Below are 21,344 nucleotides of genomic sequence, written 5' to 3'. Positions count from 1 at the left end.
CCCGGCCTACTTTTACCCGTAGGCCCGGCAAGCGAAGCGCCGCCGGGCAATGTCTTTACTTGCGATTAACTAATACGTCCTGCTCATACGCCCGCACGGTATCCAGCCACTGGCTGCCCGCCGGGGCGTCGTTGCGCTGGCAGTACATCTCCCATACCGCCTGCCACGGCAGGGATTTTTGCTCTTCGAGCAGCGCCAGACGCGCGGTGTAATCCCCTGCGGCTTCCAACGCGCGCAGTTCGGCGGTAGGCTCCAGCAGGGCGCGCAGCAGGGCTTTTTTCATGTTGCGGGTGCCGATAACCCAGGCCGCGATGCGGTTGATGGAGGCGTCGAAGAAGTCGAGGCCGATATGCACCCGGTCAAACAGATCATGGCGAATGATTTCGCTGGCGATGGCCTGGGTTTCGTCATCCAGCAACACCACGTGGTCGCTGTCCCAGCGTACCGGGCGGCTGACATGCAGCAGCAGGTGCGGCACATACAGCATCGCGGCGGAGATTTTGTCGGAGATCACTTCGGTCGGATGGAAGTGGCCCGCGTCCAGGCACAGGGCGGTCTGACGGCTGGTGGCGTAACCCATGTAGAACTCACTGGAGCCGACGGTGTAGCTTTCGGCGCCAATGCCGAACAGCTTGCTCTCCACGGCGTCGATGTGGTGCGCCGGGTTCAGCTTCTCGCTGATCACCTCATCCAGCGCCGCCAGCAGACGCTGACGCGGGGCGAGGCGGTCAACGGTGATGTCTTTCATCCCGTCCGGGATCCAGATGTTCATCACCGACGGGGTGCCCAGCTGTTCGCCAAAGTACGCCGACACGCGACGGCTGGCTTTGACGTGGTCGATCCAGAACTGACGAATTTCGTCGTCGGCGTGGGCGAGGGTAAAGCCGTCGGCGCTCAGCGGATGCGAGAAGCAGGAGGGGTTGAAATCCAGCCCCAGCTTGTTGGTTTTTGCCCATTCGACCCAGTTCTTAAAATGTTCCGGCTTGATGGCGTTGCGCTCCACCGGCTCGTCGGATTCCAGATAGATGGCGTGCAGGTTCAGGCGCTTTGGCCCCGGGATCAGGCTCAGGGCCAGCTCCAGATCCGCCCGCAGTTCGGCGGCGTTACGCGCCTTGCCCGGATAGTTACCGGTGGCCTGGATCCCGCCGGTCAGCGCGCCGCCCGGGTTCTCAAAACCAGCGACGTCATCGCCCTGCCAGCAGTGCATAGAGACGGGCAGACGGTCGAGCTGACGCAGAGCCTCCTCGACATCTACGCCCACGGCGGCGAAACGCTGTTTAGCCAGTTCCCAGGCTTGTTCAAGTTGAGTGGTCATGCGCAAAGCTCCTTTGTCGGTCGTTGTTGCTGAAACTGCGTGCGGTAGCGGGCAATTTCATGATCGGGATGAGGGGTAAAGGTGGTCAGGCCGTAGTTGCCGGTCACCACCTGACGGAATTGATCCACGTTGGTCAGCTCGTCGAGGGTCATCAGCTGAATGCCGATATTGCCGAGTGTCGATGCCTCAACCGGCCCGGCTAACACCGTGATACCGCAGGCGTTGGCGCAGAGTTGGTTCAGCAGCTGGTTCTGGCACCCGCCGCCGACAATGTGCAGCTGGCTGAAGGGCTTACCGCGCAGGGTCGCCAGCTCGTGCAGCACCTCGGCATACAGCAGGGCGAGGCTGTCAAAGATGCAGCGCGCCAGCTCGGCGGCATTCTCCGGCACCGGCTGGGCGCTGTCGCGGCAGGCGGCCTGGATCTCGGCGCTCATATTGGCCGGATTGATAAAGCGGTCGTCATTCGGGTTGATCAGGAAAGTACAGGCCGTCAGCTTTTCGGTTTCTGCGATAAGCTCCGGCAGGTTAGAGATGTTCTGCTCTTTCAGCACCCGCTGCAGCAGCCACAGGCCCATGATGTTTTTCAGCACCCGGTAGCGGCCCTCGGCCCCGCCTTCGTTAGTGATATTCGCTGCCAGCGCGTTATCGCTGGTGTAAGGGGTTTTGCTCTCAAAGCCCATCAGCGACCAGGTGCCGGAGGAGAGATACGCCGCATCCTTCGAGGCCAGCGGGGCGGCGATCACCGCGCTTGCGGTGTCGTGGCTGGCGACGGCCACCACGGAAATATGGTTGCCCTGCGGGCAGATCCAGTGGCCAATCACGTTGCCCGGATGGGTTGGGGTGCCAAACCAGTCGCGCGGCGCGCCGGTCCAGTTGAGCAGGTTCTCGTCCCAGGAGTCAGAATTGATGTTCACCAGCTGGGTGGTGGTGGCGTTGGTATATTCCCAGTTCATCTGGCCGGTGAGACGGTAGCTGAAGTAGTCCGGGATCAGCAGGGCATGCGCAACGTGCGCCACCAGTTCCGGCTGCTGTTCCACCAGGGCGCGCAGCTGATACAGAGTATTAAACGGCAGGAACTGGATGCCGCTCCGGCCATAGATCTCCGCTTTCCCGAGCTGTGCTAACGCATGCGCCATCACCCCGTCGGTGCGGCTATCGCGATAGGAGACCGGGAGGCCCACGCGCTCGCCGTTGCTGTCCAGCAGCACGTAATCCACGCCCCAGGTGTCAATCCCGATGCTGTCGATGTGAATGCCTTCTTCGCACACCTTATTCAGCCCGGTGCGGATCTCCGCTTCCAGGGTGTCGATATCCCAGCAGTCAAACCCGTCCTGCTTTTGCAGGCAGTTCACGAAACGGTGGATTTCGCGCAGGGAGAGGGTGCGCTGCTCGCGGTGGTAGCTCGCCAGCATTACGCGGCCGCTGGATGCGCCTAAATCGACAGCCACACAATGGCGAAAAGTCATGGTCCGGTCCTTCCTGAAGTCATTGCCGGACAGTGTAAAAAAGGGAAGCGTCAGTGACCTTCTTGCCACTGACAGCGCATTTCAGGCGCTGGCAAGAAAGCAAAGATGAACGTGAGAGAGTTCACATTTCCCGCCAATTGCCGGGATTTCGGGGGATGTGACGGTGGGCGCATTTCCGGATCTTTCCCGCCGTTTCTTGAAAAAGCGACAGGCTTTGCGCCATTTGCTGTCGAAAATTTAAGGTGAGCCGGGAAACCCTAAATTACTATTTTGAGAACATTTATCATCTGGTGAACCGTTATGACCGTACTGCACAGCGTGGATTTTTTCCCTTCAGGCCACTCGCCTGTGGCGATTGAGCCGCGGCTGCCCCAGGCTGCCTTTCCGGAACATCATCATGATTTCCATGAGATTGTGATCGTTGAGCACGGAACGGGTATCCATGTCTTCAACGGGCAGCCCTACACCATCAGCGGCGGCACGGTGTGCTTTGTCCGCGATCATGATCGGCATATGTATGAACATACCGACAACCTGTGCCTGACCAACGTGCTCTATCGCTCTCCGGAAGCGTTCCAGTTTTTGTCAGGACTGAACCAGCTCCTGCCCCAGGAGCAGGATGGCCACTACCCGTCGCACTGGCGGGTGAATCAGTCCACGCTGCAGCAGGTGCGCCAGCTGGTCAGCCAGATGGAGCAGTCCGAAGAGGGACAGACCACCCACGCCCTCGCCAGCCGCGAGATCCTGTTTATGCAACTGCTGGTGCTGCTGCGACGGGGTAGCCTGGTGGAAGGGGCGGCGGATAACGATGCCCGGCTCAATCAGCTGATGGCCTGGCTGGAAGATCACTTTGCGGAGGATGTCTGCTGGGAGACGCTGGCGGATAACTTTTCCCTCTCGCTACGCACCCTGCATCGCCAGCTGAAGCAGCACACCGGGCAGACGCCGCAGCGTTACCTGAACCGTCTGCGGTTGATCAAAGCGCGCCATCTGCTGCGTCATACCGACGATAGCGTCACGGATATCGCCTATCGCTGCGGTTTCGGCGACAGTAACCACTTTTCGACTCTGTTTCGCCGGGAGTTTTCCTGGTCCCCGCGCGACATTCGCCAGGGCCGGGATGCCTCGCTTCAGTAACGCGAGGAAAATCACCGTTTTATTGCCGCAAACCGGGTAATAATGGCAGGTTGTTCCCGGGTGAGGTTGTGATGTGGCAGGACAGTTGATTCTTCGCAGAGCCGATTTTTTTGCATCCGCCGCCCAGGCCGTCGCGGTGGCGGACCGCTATCCGCAAAATGTCTTTGCTGAGCACACCCACGACTTCTGCGAGCTGGTGCTGGTGTGGCGCGGCAATGGCCTGCATATCCTCAACGATCGCCCGTACCGCATCACCCGCGGCGACCTGTTTTACATCCGCGCGGAAGACAAACACTCCTACGCCTCGGTTAACGATCTGGTGCTGCAGAACATCATCTACTGCCCCGACCGGCTGAAGCTCAACGTGGACTGGGCGGCGAATATTCCCGGTTTTCTCAGGGCCGGCAGCACTCCGCACTGGCGGCTGGGCAGCAACGGCATGGCGCAGGTGCGCCCGGTGATCGCCCAGCTGGAGCAGGAGAGCCTGAAGAACGATCCCAACGCGTTCGACATGGCCGAGCTGCTGTTTGCCCAGCTGACGATCATGCTCAAACGCTACCGTTATGCCCCGGATAACCCGGCGGCCAGCGAACCGGAAGCGCTGCTGGATAAGCTGATCACCGCTCTGGCCGGTAGCCTGAACCGCAGCTTTGTGCTGGAGAAGTTTTGCGAGCAGGAGCAGTGCAGCGAGCGTGCCCTGCGCCAGCAGTTCCGTACCCAGACCGGGATGACGGTAAACCACTACCTGCGCCAGCTGAGGATCTGCCACGCGCAGTATCTGCTCCAGCACACCGAATTGATGGTCAGCGAAGTCGCCATGCAGTGCGGCTTTGAGGACAGTAACTATTTCTCGGTGGTGTTTAACCGCGAAGTGGGGATGACCCCGGTTCAGTGGCGTCACCGCAGCCATAACGCGGCGTAATAGAATATCTGCTCACCCCTGAGTGCCACCACACGCCCCGCCAGATCAGTGACATAACTAAAAGTTATAACCTTATTAAAACTACGGCATTGATAAACATTTTCAATATCATTTAATTAACTATAATGAACCAACTGCTTACGCGGCATTAACACGTTTGCCGCCCGACAATAATGGAGATGATTATGAGCTATACCCTGCCATCCCTGCCGTACGCTTACGACGCCCTTGAGCCGCATTTCGACAAGCAGACGATGGAGATCCATCACACCAAACACCACCAGACTTACGTTAACAACGCCAACGCGGCGCTGGAAAGCCTGCCAGAATTTGCCAGCCTGCCTGCTGAAGAGCTGATCACCAAACTGGATCAACTGCCGGCTGACAAGAAAACCGTACTGCGTAACAACGCGGGCGGCCACGCTAACCACAGCTTCTTCTGGAAAGGCCTGAAAACCGGTACCACCCTGCAGGGTGACCTGAAATCCGCTATCGAGCGCGACTTCGGCTCCGTTGACAACTTCAAAGCTGAGTTTGAAAAAGCCGCTGCGACCCGTTTCGGCTCTGGCTGGGCGTGGCTGGTCCTGAAAGGCGACAAACTGGCTGTGGTTTCAACTGCAAACCAGGACTCCCCGCTGATGGGTGAAGCTATCTCTGGCGCATCCGGTTTCCCAATCGTGGGCCTGGACGTGTGGGAACACGCTTACTACCTGAAATTCCAGAACCGTCGCCCGGACTACATCAAAGCCTTCTGGGACGTGGTGAACTGGGACGAAGCAGCAGCACGTTTCGCCGCTAAAAAATAAGGTTGCAAAGCCGTCTGTGAGAAGCGAGTCTGATGACTCGCTTTTTTTATACCCACAATCTGCGTAAGGAGCCGCGATGGACTATCCAGCTAACGTATTTATTGGAAAAATAAAGGATTATGACGGCAGTCGCCCGAGCGCGATTGCTAAAGTGCAGGTTGACGGCGAACTCACCCTCACCGAAAAGGGGCTGGTGGGCGATCAGCAGGCGGAGAAGAAAATCCACGGCGGGCCGGATCGCGCGCTGTGCCACTATCCACGCGAGCATTATGCGTACTGGGCAAGCGAATACCCTGACCAGGCCGGGCTTTTTGTCGCCCCGGCGTTTGGCGAAAACCTCTCTACTGAGGGACTAACCGAGAAGAACGTCTTTATCGGCGATATCTTTCGCTGGGGTGACGCCCTGATCCAGGTGACCCAGCCGCGCTCCCCGTGCTTCAAACTCAATTTCCACTTCGGGATCACCGATATCGCCACGCAAATGCAAAATGCCGGGATAACCGGCTGGTTATATCGGGTGATTGTCGCGGGTAAAGTTTCGGCGGATGCGCCCCTGACGCTGGTTTCCCGCCTGAGCGATGTCTCGGTGCATGACGCCTGCGCCATCGCCTGGCATATGCCCTTTGATGATGAGCAGTATCACCGACTGCTGTCGGCGGCGGGGTTATCGATCAGCTGGACCCGAACCATGCAGAAGCGGCGACTTAGCCACAAGATCGAAGACAATGCGCGGAGATTGTGGGGAAGATAATCTATCCTCTCCCCGTTGGGGAGAGGATAATTACGAACGCTTATACAACGGCAGCCAGAGCGTTAAACGCAATCCCCCCAGCGGGCTGTCGTCCGCTTTCACCCAGCCGCGGTGCTGCTGAATGGCGGTCTCGACAATCGCCAGACCCAGCCCGGTACCGCCTGATTCACGGTCACGCGCCTCGTCGGTGCGATAGAAGGGACGGAAAATCTGCTCGCGATCTTCCGGGCTGACGCCAGGACCATCATCATCGACGTTGATGGTGATACCGTCTTTGTCCACCGAGAACGCCACCTCGATTTTGGTATGCGAATAGCGCAGGGCGTTACGCACGATATTCTCCAGCGCGCTCTCCAGCGTGTTGGGGTTACCGTACAGCGGCCATGGCCCCGGCGGGAAGTTGACGGTGAAGGATTTCCCCATCTGCTCCGCTTCGAATGCCGCGTTATCCAGCACCTCATGCCACAGATGATTGGCTTTCACCGTTTCGCTGACCAGCGCGTTTTTCTGCTGATTGCGGGACATCACCAGCAGGTCGTTGATCATGCTGTCCAGACGATGCGCTTCGGTTTCGATACGCTCCAGCTCTTTGCTTTCTCCGCTCCGGCGGCGCAGCAGGGCGGTGCCCAGTTGCAGACGCGTCAGCGGTGTGCGCAGTTCGTGGGAGATATCAGACAATAGCCGTTGCTGGGTGGTCATCATCCGCTCCAGCGCGGTCACCATCTGGTTGAAGCTGGCACCCGCCGCCAGGAACTCCTGCGGCCCGGCTTCCAGTTCCGGGTGCTGTCGCAGGTTGCCCTGCGCCACTTCATCCGCAGCGTTTTTCAACTTACGCGCCGGTTTCGCCAGGCTCCATGCCAGCCACAGCAGCAGCGGTGAACTCACCAGCATCGTGACAATCAGTAGCAGCAGCGGGCGGTCGAACAGCAGGTTGATAAAGTCGGACTGAGAGTTGCTCGCCGGACGAATCAGGTAGAGCTGATAGTTATCTTCCCCGTCATTGACGGAGAATGGCCCCACCATCTCTACCCGACCATATTTTTTCTTTTGCGGATGATCGGCGTTATCCGCCTGGCCAATGAAGTTGCGGATGATCTGCATTTCATTGCGATCGGCCCCAATCACGCGGCCTTCGCTGGTGACCAGCAGCAGGCGTTGTCCGGGCGGCGCCCATTTTTCGATAGCGCGAAACAGCCTGCGCCACCACATCAAATCATTGGGCGGATCGATGGCCAGCTCTGCTTCCACGTGCTGCTCGATCATCACACCCTGACGTTGCTCGCTGTCGAGGAGCTCCGTCATCTGGCGTGAGTCGAGTTTAGGTAACATCAAAACCAGCATTAAAACGAGTGCCAGCGTCAGCCAGAAGATGGCAAAGATGCGGGCGGTTAAACTGCCTATCATGAAGCGGACACCATCAGATAGCCGCGTCCACGCAGGGTTTTAAACCATGGGTGACCATCCTTGCGCTCCGGTAATTTGCGGCGCAGGTTGGAGATGTGCATATCAATTGCACGGTCGAACGGCGTCAGGCGTTTACCCAGCACTTCCTGGCTCAGATGTTCACGCGATACCACCTGGCCCAGATGCTGCGCCAGCAGATAAAGCAGGGTGAATTCGGTGCCGGTGAGTTCCAGCGCCTGGCCATCGAAGCTGGCTTCCTGGCGGCCCGGATTGAGGCTCAGGGAGTCGACTTCCAGCGTCGGCGAGCCGTTGTCGGTGTTCTGCTGCTGCTCGCTCCAGTGAGAACGGCGCAGGATCGCCCGAATACGCGCCACAAGTTCACGGTCGTTAAAAGGTTTAGGCAGATAGTCATCGGCACCCAGCTCAAGGCCCAGTACACGATCGAGTTCGCTGCCGCGCGCGGTCAGCATAATGACTGGGGTCTGGTGCGTCTGGCGCAGCTCTTTAAGGGTGTCGATACCGTTTTTCTTCGGCATCATGACGTCGAGCAAAAGCAAGTCGATGCTATCGTCGAGCTGACTCAGCGCCTGCTCCCCGTCGTGGGCCACCGACACGTCAAAGCCTTCCATGTCGAGCAACTCCTTTAAAAGGGATGTCAGCTCTCGGTCATCATCAACTAACAGGATTTTATTCATTGTTTAAATACCTCCGAGGCAGAAATTACGTCATCAAGGCTATCTAATCCATGACTTTACGTTGTTTTACACCCCCTGACGCATGTTTGCAGCCTGAATCGTAGACTGTCTCTCGTTGAATCGCGACACGAAAGATTTTGGGAGTAAGTGATGCGCAAAGTTACCGCTGCCGTCATGGCCTCAACGCTGGCGTTTAGTGCATTTAGCCAGGCTGCTGGAGTCATCACCGGCGATAACCGCTCCTCAACGGAGGGCATCGCGCAGCAGAGTGGCCAGGGCCATATGTTCGACGGCATAAGTTTAACCGAACATCAGCGTCAACAGATGCGAGATCTGATGCAGCGGGCTCGTCATGACCAGCCCCCTGTTAATGTTAGCGAAATGGAGACAATGCACCGCCTTGTCACCGCAGAAAATTTTGACGAAAGCGCTGTGCGCGCTCAGGCAGATAAAATGGCGCAGGAGCAGGTTGCCCGACAGGTCGAAATGGCCAAGGTCCGCAACCAGATGTTTCACCTGCTAACGCCCGAGCAGCAAGCGGTTTTGAACCAGAAACACCAGCAACGGATGGATCAATTGCGGGAGGTTGCACGGATGCAAAAGAACGCTGAATCGACGCTTTTTAGTAGCAATACCCGTAGTAACCAGTAGACCCTGTTTTCCTTGCCATAGACACCATCCCTGTCTTCCCCCTCATGATGAGGGGGTTTTTTTTGCCCATCATTCAAACGTCGTAACTGTTTATTCATCTTAATGCCTCCTCTGCATCCGTTATACTAGCGGCATAGCATGACAGGAGTGTTTATGAATCAATCCTATGGGCGGCTGGTAAGCCGGGCCGCAATCGCTGCGACGATCATGGCGTCGTGCCTGTTAGTGATTAAAATTTTCGCATGGTGGTATACCGGTTCAGTCAGTATTCTGGCGGCGCTGGTCGATTCTCTGGTGGATATTGCCGCCTCGGTCACTAACCTGTGGGTAGTGCGCTACTCCCTGCAGCCAGCGGATGAAGAACATACGTTTGGTCACGGCAAAGCGGAATCGCTGGCGGCGCTGGCGCAAAGCATGTTTATTTCCGGTTCGGCGCTGTTCCTCTTTTTAACCGGTATTCAGCACCTGTATACCCCATCGCCGATGAAAGATCCCGGGGTCGGCGTGGTAGTGACGGTTATTGCACTTATTAGCACATTGGTTCTGGTAACGTTCCAGCGCTGGGTTGTGCGTAAAACACAAAGTCAGGCGGTACGGGCCGATATGCTTCATTATCAGTCTGATGTTATGATGAACGGCGCGATCCTGGTTGCGCTCGGTCTGGCCTGGTATGGCTGGCACCGGGCCGATGCACTATTTGCATTAGGGATTGGCTTTTATATTTTATACAGTGCGTTGCGCATGGGGTACGAGGCGGTGCAATCGCTTCTCGATCGCGCCTTGCCAGACGCAGAACGGCATGAAATCTTTGAAATTGTGACCTCCTGGCCAGGCGTCAGCGGTGCTCACGATCTTCGCACGCGGCAGTCAGGGCCGACCCGCTTTATTCAGATTCATTTAGAAATGGAAGATAACCTGCCGCTGGTTCAGGCGCATCTGGTGGCTGAGCAGGTGGAGCAGGCGATTTTGCAGCGTTTCCCGGGGTCAGACGTCATTATTCACCAGGATCCCTGCTCAGTCGTACCTAAGCCAGGCAATGGACATTTGAGCTTTCGTAATTCGTTGTAAAAAAGTGAACCAGGCCAGCATTTTGTGGAAAAATAACCGCCATATGGCCTGACCTGAATCAATTCAGCTGGAAGTGATTGATATACTATTTGCAGTATTCGTTGGTCGTCAGAAGTCTTCCGGCAACAGATTTCATTTTTGCATTCCTAAGTTCAGAGGTAGTCATGATTAAGAAAATCGGTGTGTTGACAAGCGGCGGTGATGCGCCCGGCATGAACGCAGCAATTCGTGGCGTAGTTCGTGCTGCGTTGACGGAAGGTCTGGAAGTTTTTGGTATCTATGACGGTTATCTGGGCCTGTATGAAGATCGCATGGTGCAGCTCGACCGCTACAGTGTCTCCGACATGATTAACCGCGGCGGTACCTTCCTCGGTTCCGCGCGTTTCCCGGAATTCCGCGAAGAGCGCATCCGTGAAGTGGCTATCGAGAACATGAAAAAACGCGGCCTCGACGCGCTGGTGGTTATCGGTGGTGACGGCTCCTATATGGGCGCAAAACGCCTGACCGAAATGGGCTTCCCATGCATCGGTCTGCCAGGCACCATCGACAACGACATCAAGGGCACCGACTACACCATCGGTTTCTTCACTGCTCTGGGCACCGTGGTTGAAGCGATTGACCGTCTGCGCGACACCTCTTCTTCTCACCAGCGTATCTCCATCGTGGAAGTGATGGGCCGCTACTGTGGCGACCTGACCCTGGCAGCAGCTATTGCTGGCGGCTGTGAGTTCGTGGTGGTGCCGGAAGTCGAATTCAGCCGTGAAGACCTGGTCGCGGAAATCAAAGCCGGGATCGCCAAAGGTAAAAAACACGCCATCGTGGCGATCACCGAGCACATCTGCGACATCGAAGAGCTGGCACGCTACATCGAAACCGAAACCAAACGCGAAACCCGCGCCACGGTTCTCGGCCACATCCAGCGCGGCGGCTCCCCGGGTCCTTACGACCGTATCCTGGCCTCCCGTATGGGCGCGTACTCTATTGAGTTGCTGCAGCAGGGCTTCGGCGGCCGTTGCGTCGGGATTCAGAACGAAAAACTGGTTCACCATGACATCATCGACGCCATCGAAAGCATGAAGCGTCCGTTCAAAGGTGACTGGCTGGACTGCGCAAAAAAACTTTACTAATCAATGATTTGTTGCCGGGTGGCGGCCTACTGGATTTGTGCAGTCTGATGCCCTCACCCCAACCCTCTCCCACGGGAGAGGGTGAAAACACTAAAAACGGTAACCCTGGGTTACCGTTTTGCTTTTACCTTGAAGCCGCCACCCGGCTTTTTTACACCCATCGCCTGATTTTTATTCCTCTACGTTATAGCCAATCTTTTTTTATTCTTTAATCATTGGTTCGCTTTCTGGCACGCTGCACTCATCAAACACAATATTAAGAGAGTGGGACGATGAACAAATGGGGCGTGGGGTTAACTTTACTGCTGGCATCGACCAGCGTTCTGGCAAAGGATATCCAGTTACTGAACGTGTCTTACGATCCGACACGTGAGCTGTACGACCAGTACAACAAGGCGTTCGCCGCTCACTGGAAACAGGAAACCGGCGATAACGTGGTGATCCGCCAGTCGCATGGTGGCTCCGGTAAGCAGGCGACCTCGGTCATCAACGGTATCGAAGCCGATGTGGTGACCCTGGCGCTGGCATACGACGTGGACGCTATCGCGGAACGCGGTCGTATTGATAAAAACTGGATCAAACGTCTGCCAGACAACTCTGCGCCATACACCTCCACCATCGTTTTCCTCGTGCGTAAAGGCAACCCGAAACAGATCCACGACTGGAACGACCTGGTTAAACCGGGCGTGTCGGTGATCACCCCGAACCCGAAAAGCTCCGGCGGCGCACGCTGGAACTATCTGGCCGCCTGGGGTTACGCTCTGCACCAGAACAATGGCGACCAGGCTAAAGCCCAGGATTTCGTGAAGTCGCTGTTTAAAAACGTTGAAGTGCTGGACTCCGGCGCGCGCGGTTCTACCAACACCTTCGTGGAACGCGGTATTGGCGATGTGCTGATTGCGTGGGAAAACGAGGCGCTGCTGGCGACCAACGAGCTGGGTAAAGACAAGTTTGAAATCGTGACCCCAAGCGAATCGATTCTGGCTGAGCCGACCGTCTCTGTGGTCGACAAAGTGGCGGACAAGAAAGGCACCAGGGCCGTGGCGGAAGCCTACCTGAAGTATCTCTACACCCCGGAAGGCCAGGAGATCGCCGCGAAGAATTTCTACCGTCCACGTGATGAAGCGGTGGCGAAGAAGTATGAGAACGAATTCCCGAAACTGAAGCTGTTCACCATCGATCAGGTGTTCGGCGGCTGGACCAAAGCGCAGAAAGATCACTTCTCGAATGGCGGTACTTTCGATGAGATCAGCAAGCGTTAATCATCCATAGCGTTTGAAAGCCCGGCAGAATCATACTGTCGGGCTTTTTTGTTTGTCATTAAAGTGCGTTACTCTTTTGGTTCAACCGAAAACAGGGAACGCGTCATGAAAAAAGCCGTTTTACTCCTCCTGGCGCTGGTGGTGGTGACGAGTGTCATCGTCGGTGTCTGGCTCAAGACCGCCGGTCATCCTGATGCGTTACGCCATATTGTTCTCGACCAGTGTCTGCCCGGACAGCTGCAACACCGCAATCCCGCCCCCTGTGCCCAGGTAAAGCCGGATGCAGGCTACGTGGTCTTCAAGGATCGCAACGGCCCGCTGCAGTATCTGCTGATGCCAACGTACCGGATCAATGGCAGCGAAAGCCCCCTGCTGACGAAGGCGCAGACCCCCAATTTCTTCTGGCTGGCATGGCAGGCGCGCAGTTTTATGCGTCTGAAGCACGGCGCGGAGATACCCAACAGCGCGGTATCGCTGGCCATTAATTCGCGGATCGGGCGCACGCAAAATCATTTTCATATCCATATCTCCTGCCTGCGCCCGGACGTGCGCGAGAAGCTCAATGTTAATCAGGGGAAAATCAGTACCCAATGGCTGCCGTTCCCCGGCGGGCTGGAAGGGCACGAGTATCTGGCGCGTCGGGTAACGGAAGCGGAGCTGGTGAAACGCAGCCCATTCATGATGCTGGCCGAAGAGGTTCCTGATGCGCGCAAGCATATGGGGCGCTACGGTATGGCGATGGCCCAGCAGGCGGATGGGTCGTTTATCCTGCTGGCAACCGAGCGCAATCTGCTGACGTTTAACCTCGCCTCGGCTGAGGAATTGCAGGATCATCAATGCGATATCCTGCAGTGACCCCACCATAAATAGCGTTTACTCCCGCAGCCTGCCGCCGTAGACTTGCTGAAAAATTCTACAGGAGACAGGCATGTCGCTCTGGTTCACTCACCCGCTGTTTCTGCCCTCGCTGATTATCGTCGTCACCATCATCCTGTGGGCAACCTCCCTGCTGCCGGAATTTCTCACCGCGCTGCTGTTCTTTACCGCGGCGATGATCGCTAAAATTGCGCCGCCGGAGGTGATCTTCGGCGGCTTTGCCTCGTCGGCATTCTGGCTGGTGTTCAGCGGATTTGTGCTGGGGGTGGCGATCCGCAAAACCGGGCTGGCGGACAGGGCGGCGCGGGCGCTGTCGTCCAGGCTCACCGACTCCTGGCCGCTGATGGTAGCCAGCGTGGTGTTGCTCACCTATGCGCTGGCATTTGTAATGCCCTCTAACATGGGGCGCATCGCGCTGCTGATGCCGATTGTGGCGGCGATGGCGAAGCGGGCCGGCATAGCCGACGGCTCCCGGGCGTGGTTTGGTCTGGCGCTGGCGGTGGGCTTTGGCACCTTCCAGCTGTCGGCCACTATCCTCCCGGCCAACGTGCCCAACCTGGTGATGAGCGGGGCGGCGGAAGGCTCGTATGGTATTCATCTCAACTATGTCCCATACCTGCTGCTGCACACGCCGGTGCTGGGCATTCTTAAGGGCCTGATTCTGATCGGCCTGATCTGCTGGCTGTTCCCTGGCGCCCCAAAACCGGTGAAGGATCTGACGCCGCCGGCGCCCATGGGTCGCGATGAAAAGCGTCTCGCCTGGCTGCTGGCGGTGGTGCTGGTGATGTGGGTAACGGAGAGTTGGCACGGGATTGGTCCAGCGTGGACCGGGCTTGCGGCGTCGCTGGTGGTGATGCTGCCGCGGATCGGTTTTATCACCGGGGAGGAGTTCTCGGCCGGGGTGAACATGCGCACCTGTATTTACGTGGCGGGCATCCTCGGACTGGCGATCACCGTAACACAGACCGGGATCGGCAGTGCGGTGGGCGAGGCGCTGATGCGGGTGATGCCGCTGGATGCCGATGCGCCGTTCACCAGTTTCCTCGCGCTGACCGGCATTACCACCGCGCTGAATTTCATTATGACCGCCAACGGGGTTCCGGCGCTGTACACTACCCTGGCGCAAAGCTTCTCGGACGCCACCGGCTTCCCGTTATTATCGGTAATTATGATTCAAGTACTGGGGTACTCCACGCCGCTGCTGCCGTATCAGGCGTCACCGATTGTGGTGGCGATGGGGCTGGGGAGGGTGCCTGCCCGGGCGGGGATGCTGCTCTGTCTGGCGCTGGCGGTGGCAACCTGGCTGGTGCTGGTGCCGCTGGACTATCTGTGGTTTAGTGTTCTGGGGAAATTGTAGTTAAGTGCGGTCTGTTCCCCTCACCCTTGCCCTCTCCCCATAGGGGAGAGGGATGAAGGCGATTACGCCTGTTTAGCGGCTTCTGCTGCTTTAACGATCACCGCGAAAGCGTCTGCTTTCAGGGATGCGCCGCCAACCAGCGCGCCGTCGATGTCCGGCTGGGTGAACAGCTCAGCGGCGTTCGCTGCGTTTACGGAACCGCCGTACTGGATGATCACTTGCTCAGCTACTTTCGCGTCTGCTTTAGCAATGTGATCACGGATGAATTTGTGTACTGCCTGAGCCTGCGCTGGGGTGGCAGATTTGCCGGTACCGATCGCCCATACTGGCTCGTAAGCAATAACCGCGCCTTCAAACGCGCTCGCGCCCTGAGTGGTCAGCACGGCGTCGATCTGACGTGCGCAGACTTCTTCAGTTTTGCCCGCTTCGTTTTCGGCTTCGGTTTCACCGATGCACAGAACCGGGATCAGACCCTGCTCTTTCAGCACAGCGAATTTTTTAGCGATGAATTCGTCGGACTCTTTGTGGTAAGTACGACGCTCAGAGTGGCCGATGATGATGTATTTCGCGCCGATATCTTTCAGCATTTCAGCGGAAGTTTCACCGGTGAACGCGCCAGACAGGTTTACGTCAACGTTCTGTGCACCCAGAACGATGTGGCTGCCGTCAGCGGCATGTTTAGCCATATCCAGGTACATGTCCGGCGGAGCGATCGCAACAGCACAGCCCGTCACGCCAGTCAGCTCTTTACGCAGGTTCGCTACCAGCTCGTTTACCATGTGGCGGCTGCCGTTCAGTTTCCAGTTACCCATCACTAAAGGATGTCGCATTTCAATTCTCCACGCTCAAGAGCGAATTAAGGAATATGGCCACCCGGCTGGGCAGCATGGTCTGTGAATCAGTATAGAGATTTTCCCTCGAAAGGCTTTGCTTTTTGTCATTAATTCGCCCCGCCGAGGGTCTCAGATAACGCCAGCTTAATCGGTTCAACAGCGAAGGTCAGCCCCTTTTCGCCGTTATCTGCCACTACATAGCGAACCGCGCCTTCCGTTTCGGCGTAGTACCGTTTGTTTTTACCGGCAGCCAGCAGCTTTTGCAGCTTTTGCTGGCTTTGTGATTTGGTCAACGCCGGGGTAAACGCCCGTAAAATGGCGCTCATGTACTCCAGCGCTTTGGCTTTGGCGGCTTTCTGCTCAGGCCCCTGGATCGGCAACCAGGTGATCTGCATGCTCTTGATTTTGAGCGTTCCGCGTTCCAGCGCCGTTGAAGCGTACAAATTCTCATTAATTTTGCTGGCGGCGCGGGTCAGATTGGGGGTATCGCGGGCGCCATCTATGGCGCGAAACTCATTCAGCGACAGGGTAGGGTTATCGCTGTTGAAGCCCTCGCGGAACAGGCTAATGGATTGATCAAACGACGGCGCGCCCGGCATCACGTAGGGAGCGGTTGCCGGTGCGGATGTCTCGGCAGCGCGCAGAGAAACGCTCGCGCACGACAGTGTTAAACCCAGCCAAATAAGGTGAAACCACATCTTCATCAATAAAGTCTCTGAATGTTACTGTGACGATTAAAACGATATCTGGCTGGCTTGTCAAAAGGATGCGACTCCAGGGTAAACTACGCTCCGCAATGATAATAAGGAACCTGGCATGACCATACAGCAGTGGTTGTTTTCATTCAAAGGGCGTATTGGACGCCGTGATTTCTGGATCTGGATTGGCGTATGGATTGTCGCCATGCTGGGTCTGTTTATTCTTGCCAATAACGCGTGGCTAAATACCCAGACGGCGGCATTCGCGCTGGTTTCGCTGCTGTGGCCGACCGCAGCGGTATTAGTGAAACGTCTGCACGATCGGGGTCGCTCGGGGCTGTGGGCGCTGCTGGTGGTGCTGGCGTGGATGCTACTGGCGGGCAACTGGTCGATGCTGCCTTCCATGCTGCCGTGGGTGGTTGGCAGGCTGATCCCGACTATTATTTTTGTGATGATTATTGTCGACCTGGGCGCGTTTGTGGGCACCCAGGGCGAGAACAAATACGGCAAAGATACGATCGACGTAAAGTACCGTTAATTACCAGTAGTGCTCTGCGGTCATATGGCCCGGCCGACGGCGTAGATGCTTGGTCATCTGCCGGGTCTCTTTCAGCAGCTGTTGGGTGTCGCGCACCATCTGCGGGTTGCCGCACAGCATCACATGGCTGGTCTCGGCGGTCATCGGCAGGCCAACAGCGGCTTCCAGTTCACCGTTTTCAATCAGCGCCGGTACGCGTCCGGTCAGGGAACCTGGCACCGTTTCGCGGCTCACCACCGTCTGAATTTTCACTTTCCCTTCATAGCGCTTCTGCAGTTCCAGCATCTGTGGCAGATAGCTCAGGTCAGCGGCATAGCGCGCGGCATGTACCAGCACGATGTTTTTGAAGCGTTCCAGGTCTTTCCCGTATTGCAGGATCGACAGATACGGGCCAATGGCGGTACCGGTCGCCAGCATCCACAGGGTGTCGCAGTCCGGAACTTCCTCAAGCACGAAGAAACCAGCGGCTTCGCTGACGATCTGGATCTCATCGTCTGGTTTGAGGGCCGCCAGGCGCGGGCTGAGTTTGCCATCAGGGACGGTGACGAGATAGAACTCGAGATCCGGGTTATCCGGCGCGTTGACATAGGAGTAGGCGCGCTGCACGCGTTCGCCGTCGATTTCCAGCCCCAGCTTGGCAAATTGCCCGGCCGTAAAGGGATGAATGGGCGCATGGACGGTGAGACTAAATAGCGCATCGGTCCAGAACTCTACCTTTTTGACTTTACCTGTTACCCAGTCTGCCATGATGTTCTCCTGTGCTGATCTCGGGTTCTATCTTCCTTACCTGAGAGGGAGATTTCCAGCCCGTGGGGGCCGGAAAGCTCAATTGATCAAATGGTTTTACAGAATGTGGGTCTGCACGTCGGGATCTTTGCGGTCGAGATAGTGAATCGACTGAATGCGGCGAATAGTGCGTGATTTACCGCGGATCAGCAGCGTTTCGGTGGTGGCCATATTGCCTTTGCGGGTGATGCCGTCCAGCAGGTCGCCTTTGGTGATGCCAGTGGCCGAGAAGATGACGTTATCGTTGCGCGCCATATCATCGAGACGCAGCACGGTATTGGCCTCGATGCCCATTGCGGCACAGCGGGCCAGCTCCTGCTCACCGATACGGCGGTTCTCTTCGCTGTCGCCTTTCACGTCGTGACGGGCCAGCAGACGCCCCTGCATATCGCCGTCGAGAGCACGGATCACCGCGGCGGAAACCACCCCTTCCGGCGCGCCACCGATGCCATACAGCACGTCGACTTCGCTGTCCGGCATGCAGGTGAGGATAGAGGCCGCCACGTCACCATCGGGAATAGCAAAGACGCGCACACCCAGCTGCTGCATGTGGGCAATCGTTACATCATGACGCGGTTTTGCCAGGATGGTGACCGTCAGTTCGCTAAGCGGTTTATTGAGCGCGGCGGCGATATTGCGCAGGTTATCCGCCAGCGGCAGATTGAGATCGATAACCCCTTTGGCGCCCGGCCCGACAATCAGCTTCTCCATATACATATCAGGCGCATTGAGGAAGGTGCCTTTATCGCCGACGGCCAGCACGGCCAGGGCGTTAGCCTGCCCCATGGCGGTCATGCGGGTGCCTTCAATCGGGTCGACGGCAATATCCACCGCGTCGCCGTTGCCGGTTCCGACTTTCTCACCGATAAACAGCATTGGTGCTTCGTCGATTTCGCCTTCGCCAATCACGATGGTGCCGTCGATGTTGACCTGGTTAAGCACAATGCGCATGGCATGGACGGCGGCACCGTCGGCGATATTTTTGTCGCCACGGCCAAGCCACTTGTAGCCTGCCAGAGCGGCAGCTTCGGTCACGCGGGAAAATTCGATAGCAAGTTCACGTTTCATGGGGTACTCGTGCGGTCAAAAGGAATTGCACGAAGTTTATCACAGAGTGGGGTGGGGTGCGGGCTGGGGACCCGCGAGGGTGTTCCAATTCCCTCTCCCCTTTGGGGAGAGGGTTAGGGTGAGGGGAACTATTAGGACTCGTCGTGCTCTTCCCACGCCAGCGCGCGTTTCACGGCTTTCTTCCAGCCGCTGTAACGGTAGTTGCGCTCGGTAGTTTCGATGCCCGGGCGGAATTCACGCTCGATGACCGCTTTCTCCTGCAGCTCATCCAGGTTCTGCCAGAAGCCGACCGCCAGACCGGCAAGGTAAGCCGCCCCCAGCGCCGTGACTTCACGCACTTCCGGGCGCTCCACGCGGGTGCCCAGAATGTCAGACTGGAACTGCATCAGGAAGTTGTTAGCCACCGCGCCGCCGTCGACACGCAGGGCGTGCAGACGAATGCCGGAGTCAGCCTGCATCGCTTCCAGTACGTCACGGGTCTGATAGGCAATCGACTCCAGCGTGGCGCGGATGATGTGGTTAGAGTTCACCCCACGCGTCAGGCCGAAAATCGCCCCGCGGGCATACGGGTCCCAGTATGGTGCGCCCAGACCGGTAAAGGCCGGCACCACATATACGCCGTTAGTATCTTTCACCTTGGTGGCGAAATACTCCGAGTCGAAGGCATCGCTGATAAGCTTCATCTCGTCGCGCAGCCACTGAATCGAGGCCCCGGCCATAAATACCGCGCCTTCGAGAGCGTAGTTCACCTCCCCGCGGGGGCCGCAGGCGATGGTGGTCAGCAGGCCATGCTCTGATTTCACCGCCTTCTCGCCGGTATTCATCAGCATGAAGCAGCCGGTGCCGTAGGTATTTTTCGCCATCCCTTCTTTGACGCACAGCTGGCCAAACAGCGCCGCCTGCTGGTCACCGGCGATCCCGGCAATCGGAATACGGGTGCCGCCTTTACCGCCGATGTTGGTCTGGCCGTACACTTCAGACGATTTACGCACCTGCGGCAGCATGGCGCGCGGGATGTCCAGCGCGTCCAGCATTTTGTCATCCCAGTCCAGATCGTGGATGTTGAACAGCATGGTGCGTGAGGCGTTGGTGTAATCAGTGACGTGAACGCGCCCCTGGGTCATCTTCCAGATAAGCCAGGTGTCCACGGTGCCGAACAGCAGTTCGCCGCGTTTGGCACGCTCACGGGAGCCTTCAACGTGGTCAAGGATCCACTTCACCTTGGTGCCGGAGAAGTACGGGTCCACCACCAGGCCGGTGGCGCTGCGCACGTACTCTTCCATGCCGTCTCGCTTGAGTTTCTCGCAGATATCCGCGGTACGGCGGCACTGCCAGACGATGGCGTTATAAATCGGCTTACCGGTTTCGCGTTCCCAGACAATGGCGGTTTCACGCTGGTTGGTGATGCCAATTGCCGCAATCTCGTCGGAACTGATATCGGCTTTCGCCAGCACTTCAACCAGCGTTGAACTTTGCGATGCCCAGATCTCCATCGGGTCGTGTTCAACCCAGCCTGGCTTAGGATAGATTTGCTCGAATTCGCGCTGTGACACGCTGACGATGTTCGCGTCATGATCCATAACGACAGCGCGGGAGCTGGTCGTGCCCTGGTCGAGCGCAACGATATATTTTTTGTCAGTCATTTTATAAGTCCCGTAGTCAGATTACAGCGAAGCTTTTGATTCAGTCGGGGAGAGGCTTTTCTTCTCCTCAACCACACAGGTGTCGCACGGCAGATGGCGTCCAATTAGCTTACGATAGCCGAATGCGCCCAGCGATGCCCCAACGATCGGGCCGAACAGCGGCACCAGGAAGTAGGGAATATCTTTCGCACCGGTAAAGGCCACATCGCCCCAGCCCGCGAAGAAGGCAAAGGTCTTCGGCCCCAGGTCACGCGCCGGGTTCATGGCGAAGCCCGTCAGCGGCCCCATTGACGCACCGATCACCGCAATCAGTAAACCGATCAGCAGCGGTGCCAGCGGCCCGCGCGGAATGCCGTTGCCATCATCACCCAGCGCCATGATGACGCCCATCAGAATAGCGGTGATCACCATCTCTACTGCGAAGGCCTGCACAAAGTTAATGTGCGGATTCGGATAGGTTGAGAAGATACCCGCCAGGTCAAGGCTCTCGACGCTGCCGCGTACCATATGGTGTGTCTGTTCAAAGTCAGCAAACAGATTGTAATAGAGCCCGTAAACTAACGCTGCGGCGCAAAAGGCACCGGCAAACTGCGCCACAATAAAGGGAACAACCTTGCGTTTGTCGAAGCAGGCAAACAGCCACAGCGCGATGGTTACCGCAGGGTTGAGATGGGCACCTGAAACACCTGCCGTCAGGTAGATGGCCATCGCCACCCCCAGACCCCAGATGATGCTGATCTCCCACTGACCGAAGCTGGCGCCCGCCACTTTGAGCGCCGCCACGCATCCTACGCCAAAGAAAATCAACAACCCAGTGCCCAGGAACTCTGCGATGCACTGGCCTTTTAAGGTTGATGTTTCACTCATAATCGGATCCTGAAAGAATAATAATGGTTATTGTCATCGCGCCAATCGTCACAATCGCCACGATGTCCTGTAGT

The 21,344-nt window shown here is 57.3% G+C and carries 21 protein-coding genes; 11 read left to right on the top strand and 10 right to left on the bottom strand.

The window, feature by feature from the left end:
• Positions 1-55: 55 nt before the first annotated feature.
• Entirely contained in the window at positions 56-1,315 is a 1,260-nt protein-coding gene (rhaA, locus tag G7090_RS23115; RefSeq protein ID WP_166184885.1) for an L-rhamnose isomerase, read from the bottom strand.
• Positions 1,312-2,781 (bottom strand): rhamnulokinase, encoded by a 1,470-nt coding sequence (rhaB, locus tag G7090_RS23110; RefSeq protein ID WP_166184878.1) that lies wholly within the window; start codon positions 2,779-2,781, stop codon positions 1,312-1,314. Before rhaB ends, rhaA begins: the two co-directional genes overlap by 4 nt.
• Positions 2,782-3,081: 300 nt before the next feature.
• Between rhaB and rhaS the strand changes: the two genes are divergently transcribed.
• The 4 genes from rhaS to yiiM all read left to right on the top strand — a co-directional run bounded on the left by rhaS (position 3,082) and on the right by yiiM (position 6,397).
• Positions 3,082-3,918, top strand: coding sequence for an HTH-type transcriptional activator RhaS (gene rhaS / locus G7090_RS23105; protein ID WP_106995766.1), 837 nt, complete (start codon positions 3,082-3,084; stop codon positions 3,916-3,918).
• A gap of 73 nt (positions 3,919-3,991) precedes the next feature.
• Positions 3,992-4,840 carry an HTH-type transcriptional activator RhaR gene (gene rhaR, locus G7090_RS23100; protein ID WP_166184872.1) on the top strand — a complete coding sequence of 283 codons (849 nt, stop codon included), beginning with the start codon at positions 3,992-3,994 and terminating at the stop codon, positions 4,838-4,840.
• 185 nt (positions 4,841-5,025) lie between these two features.
• Positions 5,026-5,646: a superoxide dismutase [Mn] gene (gene sodA, locus G7090_RS23095; RefSeq protein WP_106995768.1), complete on the top strand. Its 621-nt coding sequence runs from the start codon at positions 5,026-5,028 to the stop codon at positions 5,644-5,646.
• Positions 5,647-5,722: 76 nt separating this feature from the next.
• A complete protein-coding gene (yiiM, locus tag G7090_RS23090; protein ID WP_166184869.1) occupies positions 5,723-6,397 on the top strand; it encodes a 6-hydroxyaminopurine reductase in 675 nt (224 codons plus the stop codon).
• Between the two features lie 30 nt (positions 6,398-6,427).
• On the opposite strand, the gene cpxA is transcribed toward yiiM, so the two are convergent.
• Together cpxA and cpxR are read right to left on the bottom strand one after the other, a co-directional pair.
• Entirely contained in the window at positions 6,428-7,801 is a 1,374-nt protein-coding gene (gene cpxA, locus G7090_RS23085; RefSeq protein ID WP_106995770.1) for an envelope stress sensor histidine kinase CpxA, read from the bottom strand.
• Positions 7,798-8,496, bottom strand: coding sequence for an envelope stress response regulator transcription factor CpxR (gene cpxR / locus G7090_RS23080; RefSeq protein WP_106995771.1), 699 nt, complete (start codon positions 8,494-8,496; stop codon positions 7,798-7,800). The genes cpxA and cpxR overlap by 4 nt, the downstream gene beginning before the upstream one ends.
• A 150-nt stretch (positions 8,497-8,646) precedes the next feature.
• On the opposite strand from cpxR, the gene cpxP reads away from it, so the two are divergent.
• The 6 genes from cpxP (at position 8,647) to G7090_RS23050 (ending at position 14,837) form a co-directional block, all read left to right on the top strand.
• Positions 8,647-9,147, top strand: a complete 501-nt coding sequence (cpxP, locus tag G7090_RS23075; RefSeq protein ID WP_166184866.1) for a cell-envelope stress modulator CpxP — start codon at positions 8,647-8,649, stop codon at positions 9,145-9,147.
• A 153-nt stretch (positions 9,148-9,300) separates the two neighbouring features.
• Complete coding sequence (gene fieF, locus G7090_RS23070; protein WP_106995773.1) at positions 9,301-10,215, top strand: CDF family cation-efflux transporter FieF; 915 nt, start codon at positions 9,301-9,303, stop codon at positions 10,213-10,215.
• 164 nt (positions 10,216-10,379) lie between these two features.
• Complete coding sequence (pfkA, locus tag G7090_RS23065; RefSeq protein ID WP_106995774.1) at positions 10,380-11,342, top strand: 6-phosphofructokinase; 963 nt, start codon at positions 10,380-10,382, stop codon at positions 11,340-11,342.
• Between the two features lie 272 nt (positions 11,343-11,614).
• A complete protein-coding gene (locus G7090_RS23060; protein WP_166184862.1) occupies positions 11,615-12,604 on the top strand; it encodes a sulfate ABC transporter substrate-binding protein in 990 nt (329 codons plus the stop codon).
• A 105-nt stretch (positions 12,605-12,709) separates the two neighbouring features.
• Complete coding sequence (locus G7090_RS23055) at positions 12,710-13,459, top strand: CDP-diacylglycerol diphosphatase (RefSeq protein WP_166184857.1); 750 nt, start codon at positions 12,710-12,712, stop codon at positions 13,457-13,459.
• A gap of 73 nt (positions 13,460-13,532) precedes the next feature.
• On the top strand, positions 13,533-14,837 hold the full coding sequence (locus tag G7090_RS23050) for an SLC13 family permease (RefSeq protein WP_166184851.1): 1,305 nt from the start codon (positions 13,533-13,535) through the stop codon (positions 14,835-14,837).
• A 62-nt stretch (positions 14,838-14,899) separates the two neighbouring features.
• Here G7090_RS23050 and tpiA read toward each other — a convergent pair whose 3' ends face one another.
• Together tpiA and G7090_RS23040 are read right to left on the bottom strand one after the other, a co-directional pair.
• The gene (gene tpiA, locus G7090_RS23045) at positions 14,900-15,667 is read right to left on the bottom strand and encodes a triose-phosphate isomerase (RefSeq protein ID WP_166184848.1); all 768 of its coding nucleotides are present in this window, start codon (positions 15,665-15,667) and stop codon (positions 14,900-14,902) included.
• 110 nt (positions 15,668-15,777) lie between these two features.
• Positions 15,778-16,374 (bottom strand): DUF1454 family protein, encoded by a 597-nt coding sequence (locus G7090_RS23040; RefSeq protein WP_166184843.1) that lies wholly within the window; start codon positions 16,372-16,374, stop codon positions 15,778-15,780.
• A gap of 112 nt (positions 16,375-16,486) precedes the next feature.
• On the opposite strand from G7090_RS23040, the gene G7090_RS23035 reads away from it, so the two are divergent.
• Positions 16,487-16,906 (top strand): DUF805 domain-containing protein, encoded by a 420-nt coding sequence (locus G7090_RS23035; RefSeq protein ID WP_106995780.1) that lies wholly within the window; start codon positions 16,487-16,489, stop codon positions 16,904-16,906.
• Here the strand turns inward: G7090_RS23035 and fpr are convergent, their stop codons facing one another.
• From fpr to G7090_RS23015, 4 genes are all read right to left on the bottom strand, one after another.
• Positions 16,907-17,653 (bottom strand): ferredoxin--NADP(+) reductase, encoded by a 747-nt coding sequence (fpr, locus tag G7090_RS23030; RefSeq protein WP_106995781.1) that lies wholly within the window; start codon positions 17,651-17,653, stop codon positions 16,907-16,909.
• A gap of 96 nt (positions 17,654-17,749) precedes the next feature.
• The gene (gene glpX, locus G7090_RS23025; RefSeq protein WP_166184839.1) at positions 17,750-18,760 is read right to left on the bottom strand and encodes a class II fructose-bisphosphatase; all 1,011 of its coding nucleotides are present in this window, start codon (positions 18,758-18,760) and stop codon (positions 17,750-17,752) included.
• Positions 18,761-18,891: 131 nt separating this feature from the next.
• A complete protein-coding gene (glpK, locus tag G7090_RS23020) occupies positions 18,892-20,403 on the bottom strand; it encodes a glycerol kinase GlpK (protein ID WP_166184836.1) in 1,512 nt (503 codons plus the stop codon).
• Between the two features lie 21 nt (positions 20,404-20,424).
• Positions 20,425-21,270, bottom strand: a complete 846-nt coding sequence (locus G7090_RS23015) for an MIP/aquaporin family protein (RefSeq protein ID WP_106995784.1) — start codon at positions 21,268-21,270, stop codon at positions 20,425-20,427.
• Between the last annotated feature and the right edge of the window lie 74 nt (positions 21,271-21,344).

This window comes from Leclercia sp. 29361 (assembly GCF_011290365.1).
Taxonomy (GTDB): domain Bacteria; phylum Pseudomonadota; class Gammaproteobacteria; order Enterobacterales; family Enterobacteriaceae; genus Enterobacter; species Enterobacter tamurae.
This window is presented reverse-complemented; position numbering and strand designations above follow the sequence as displayed.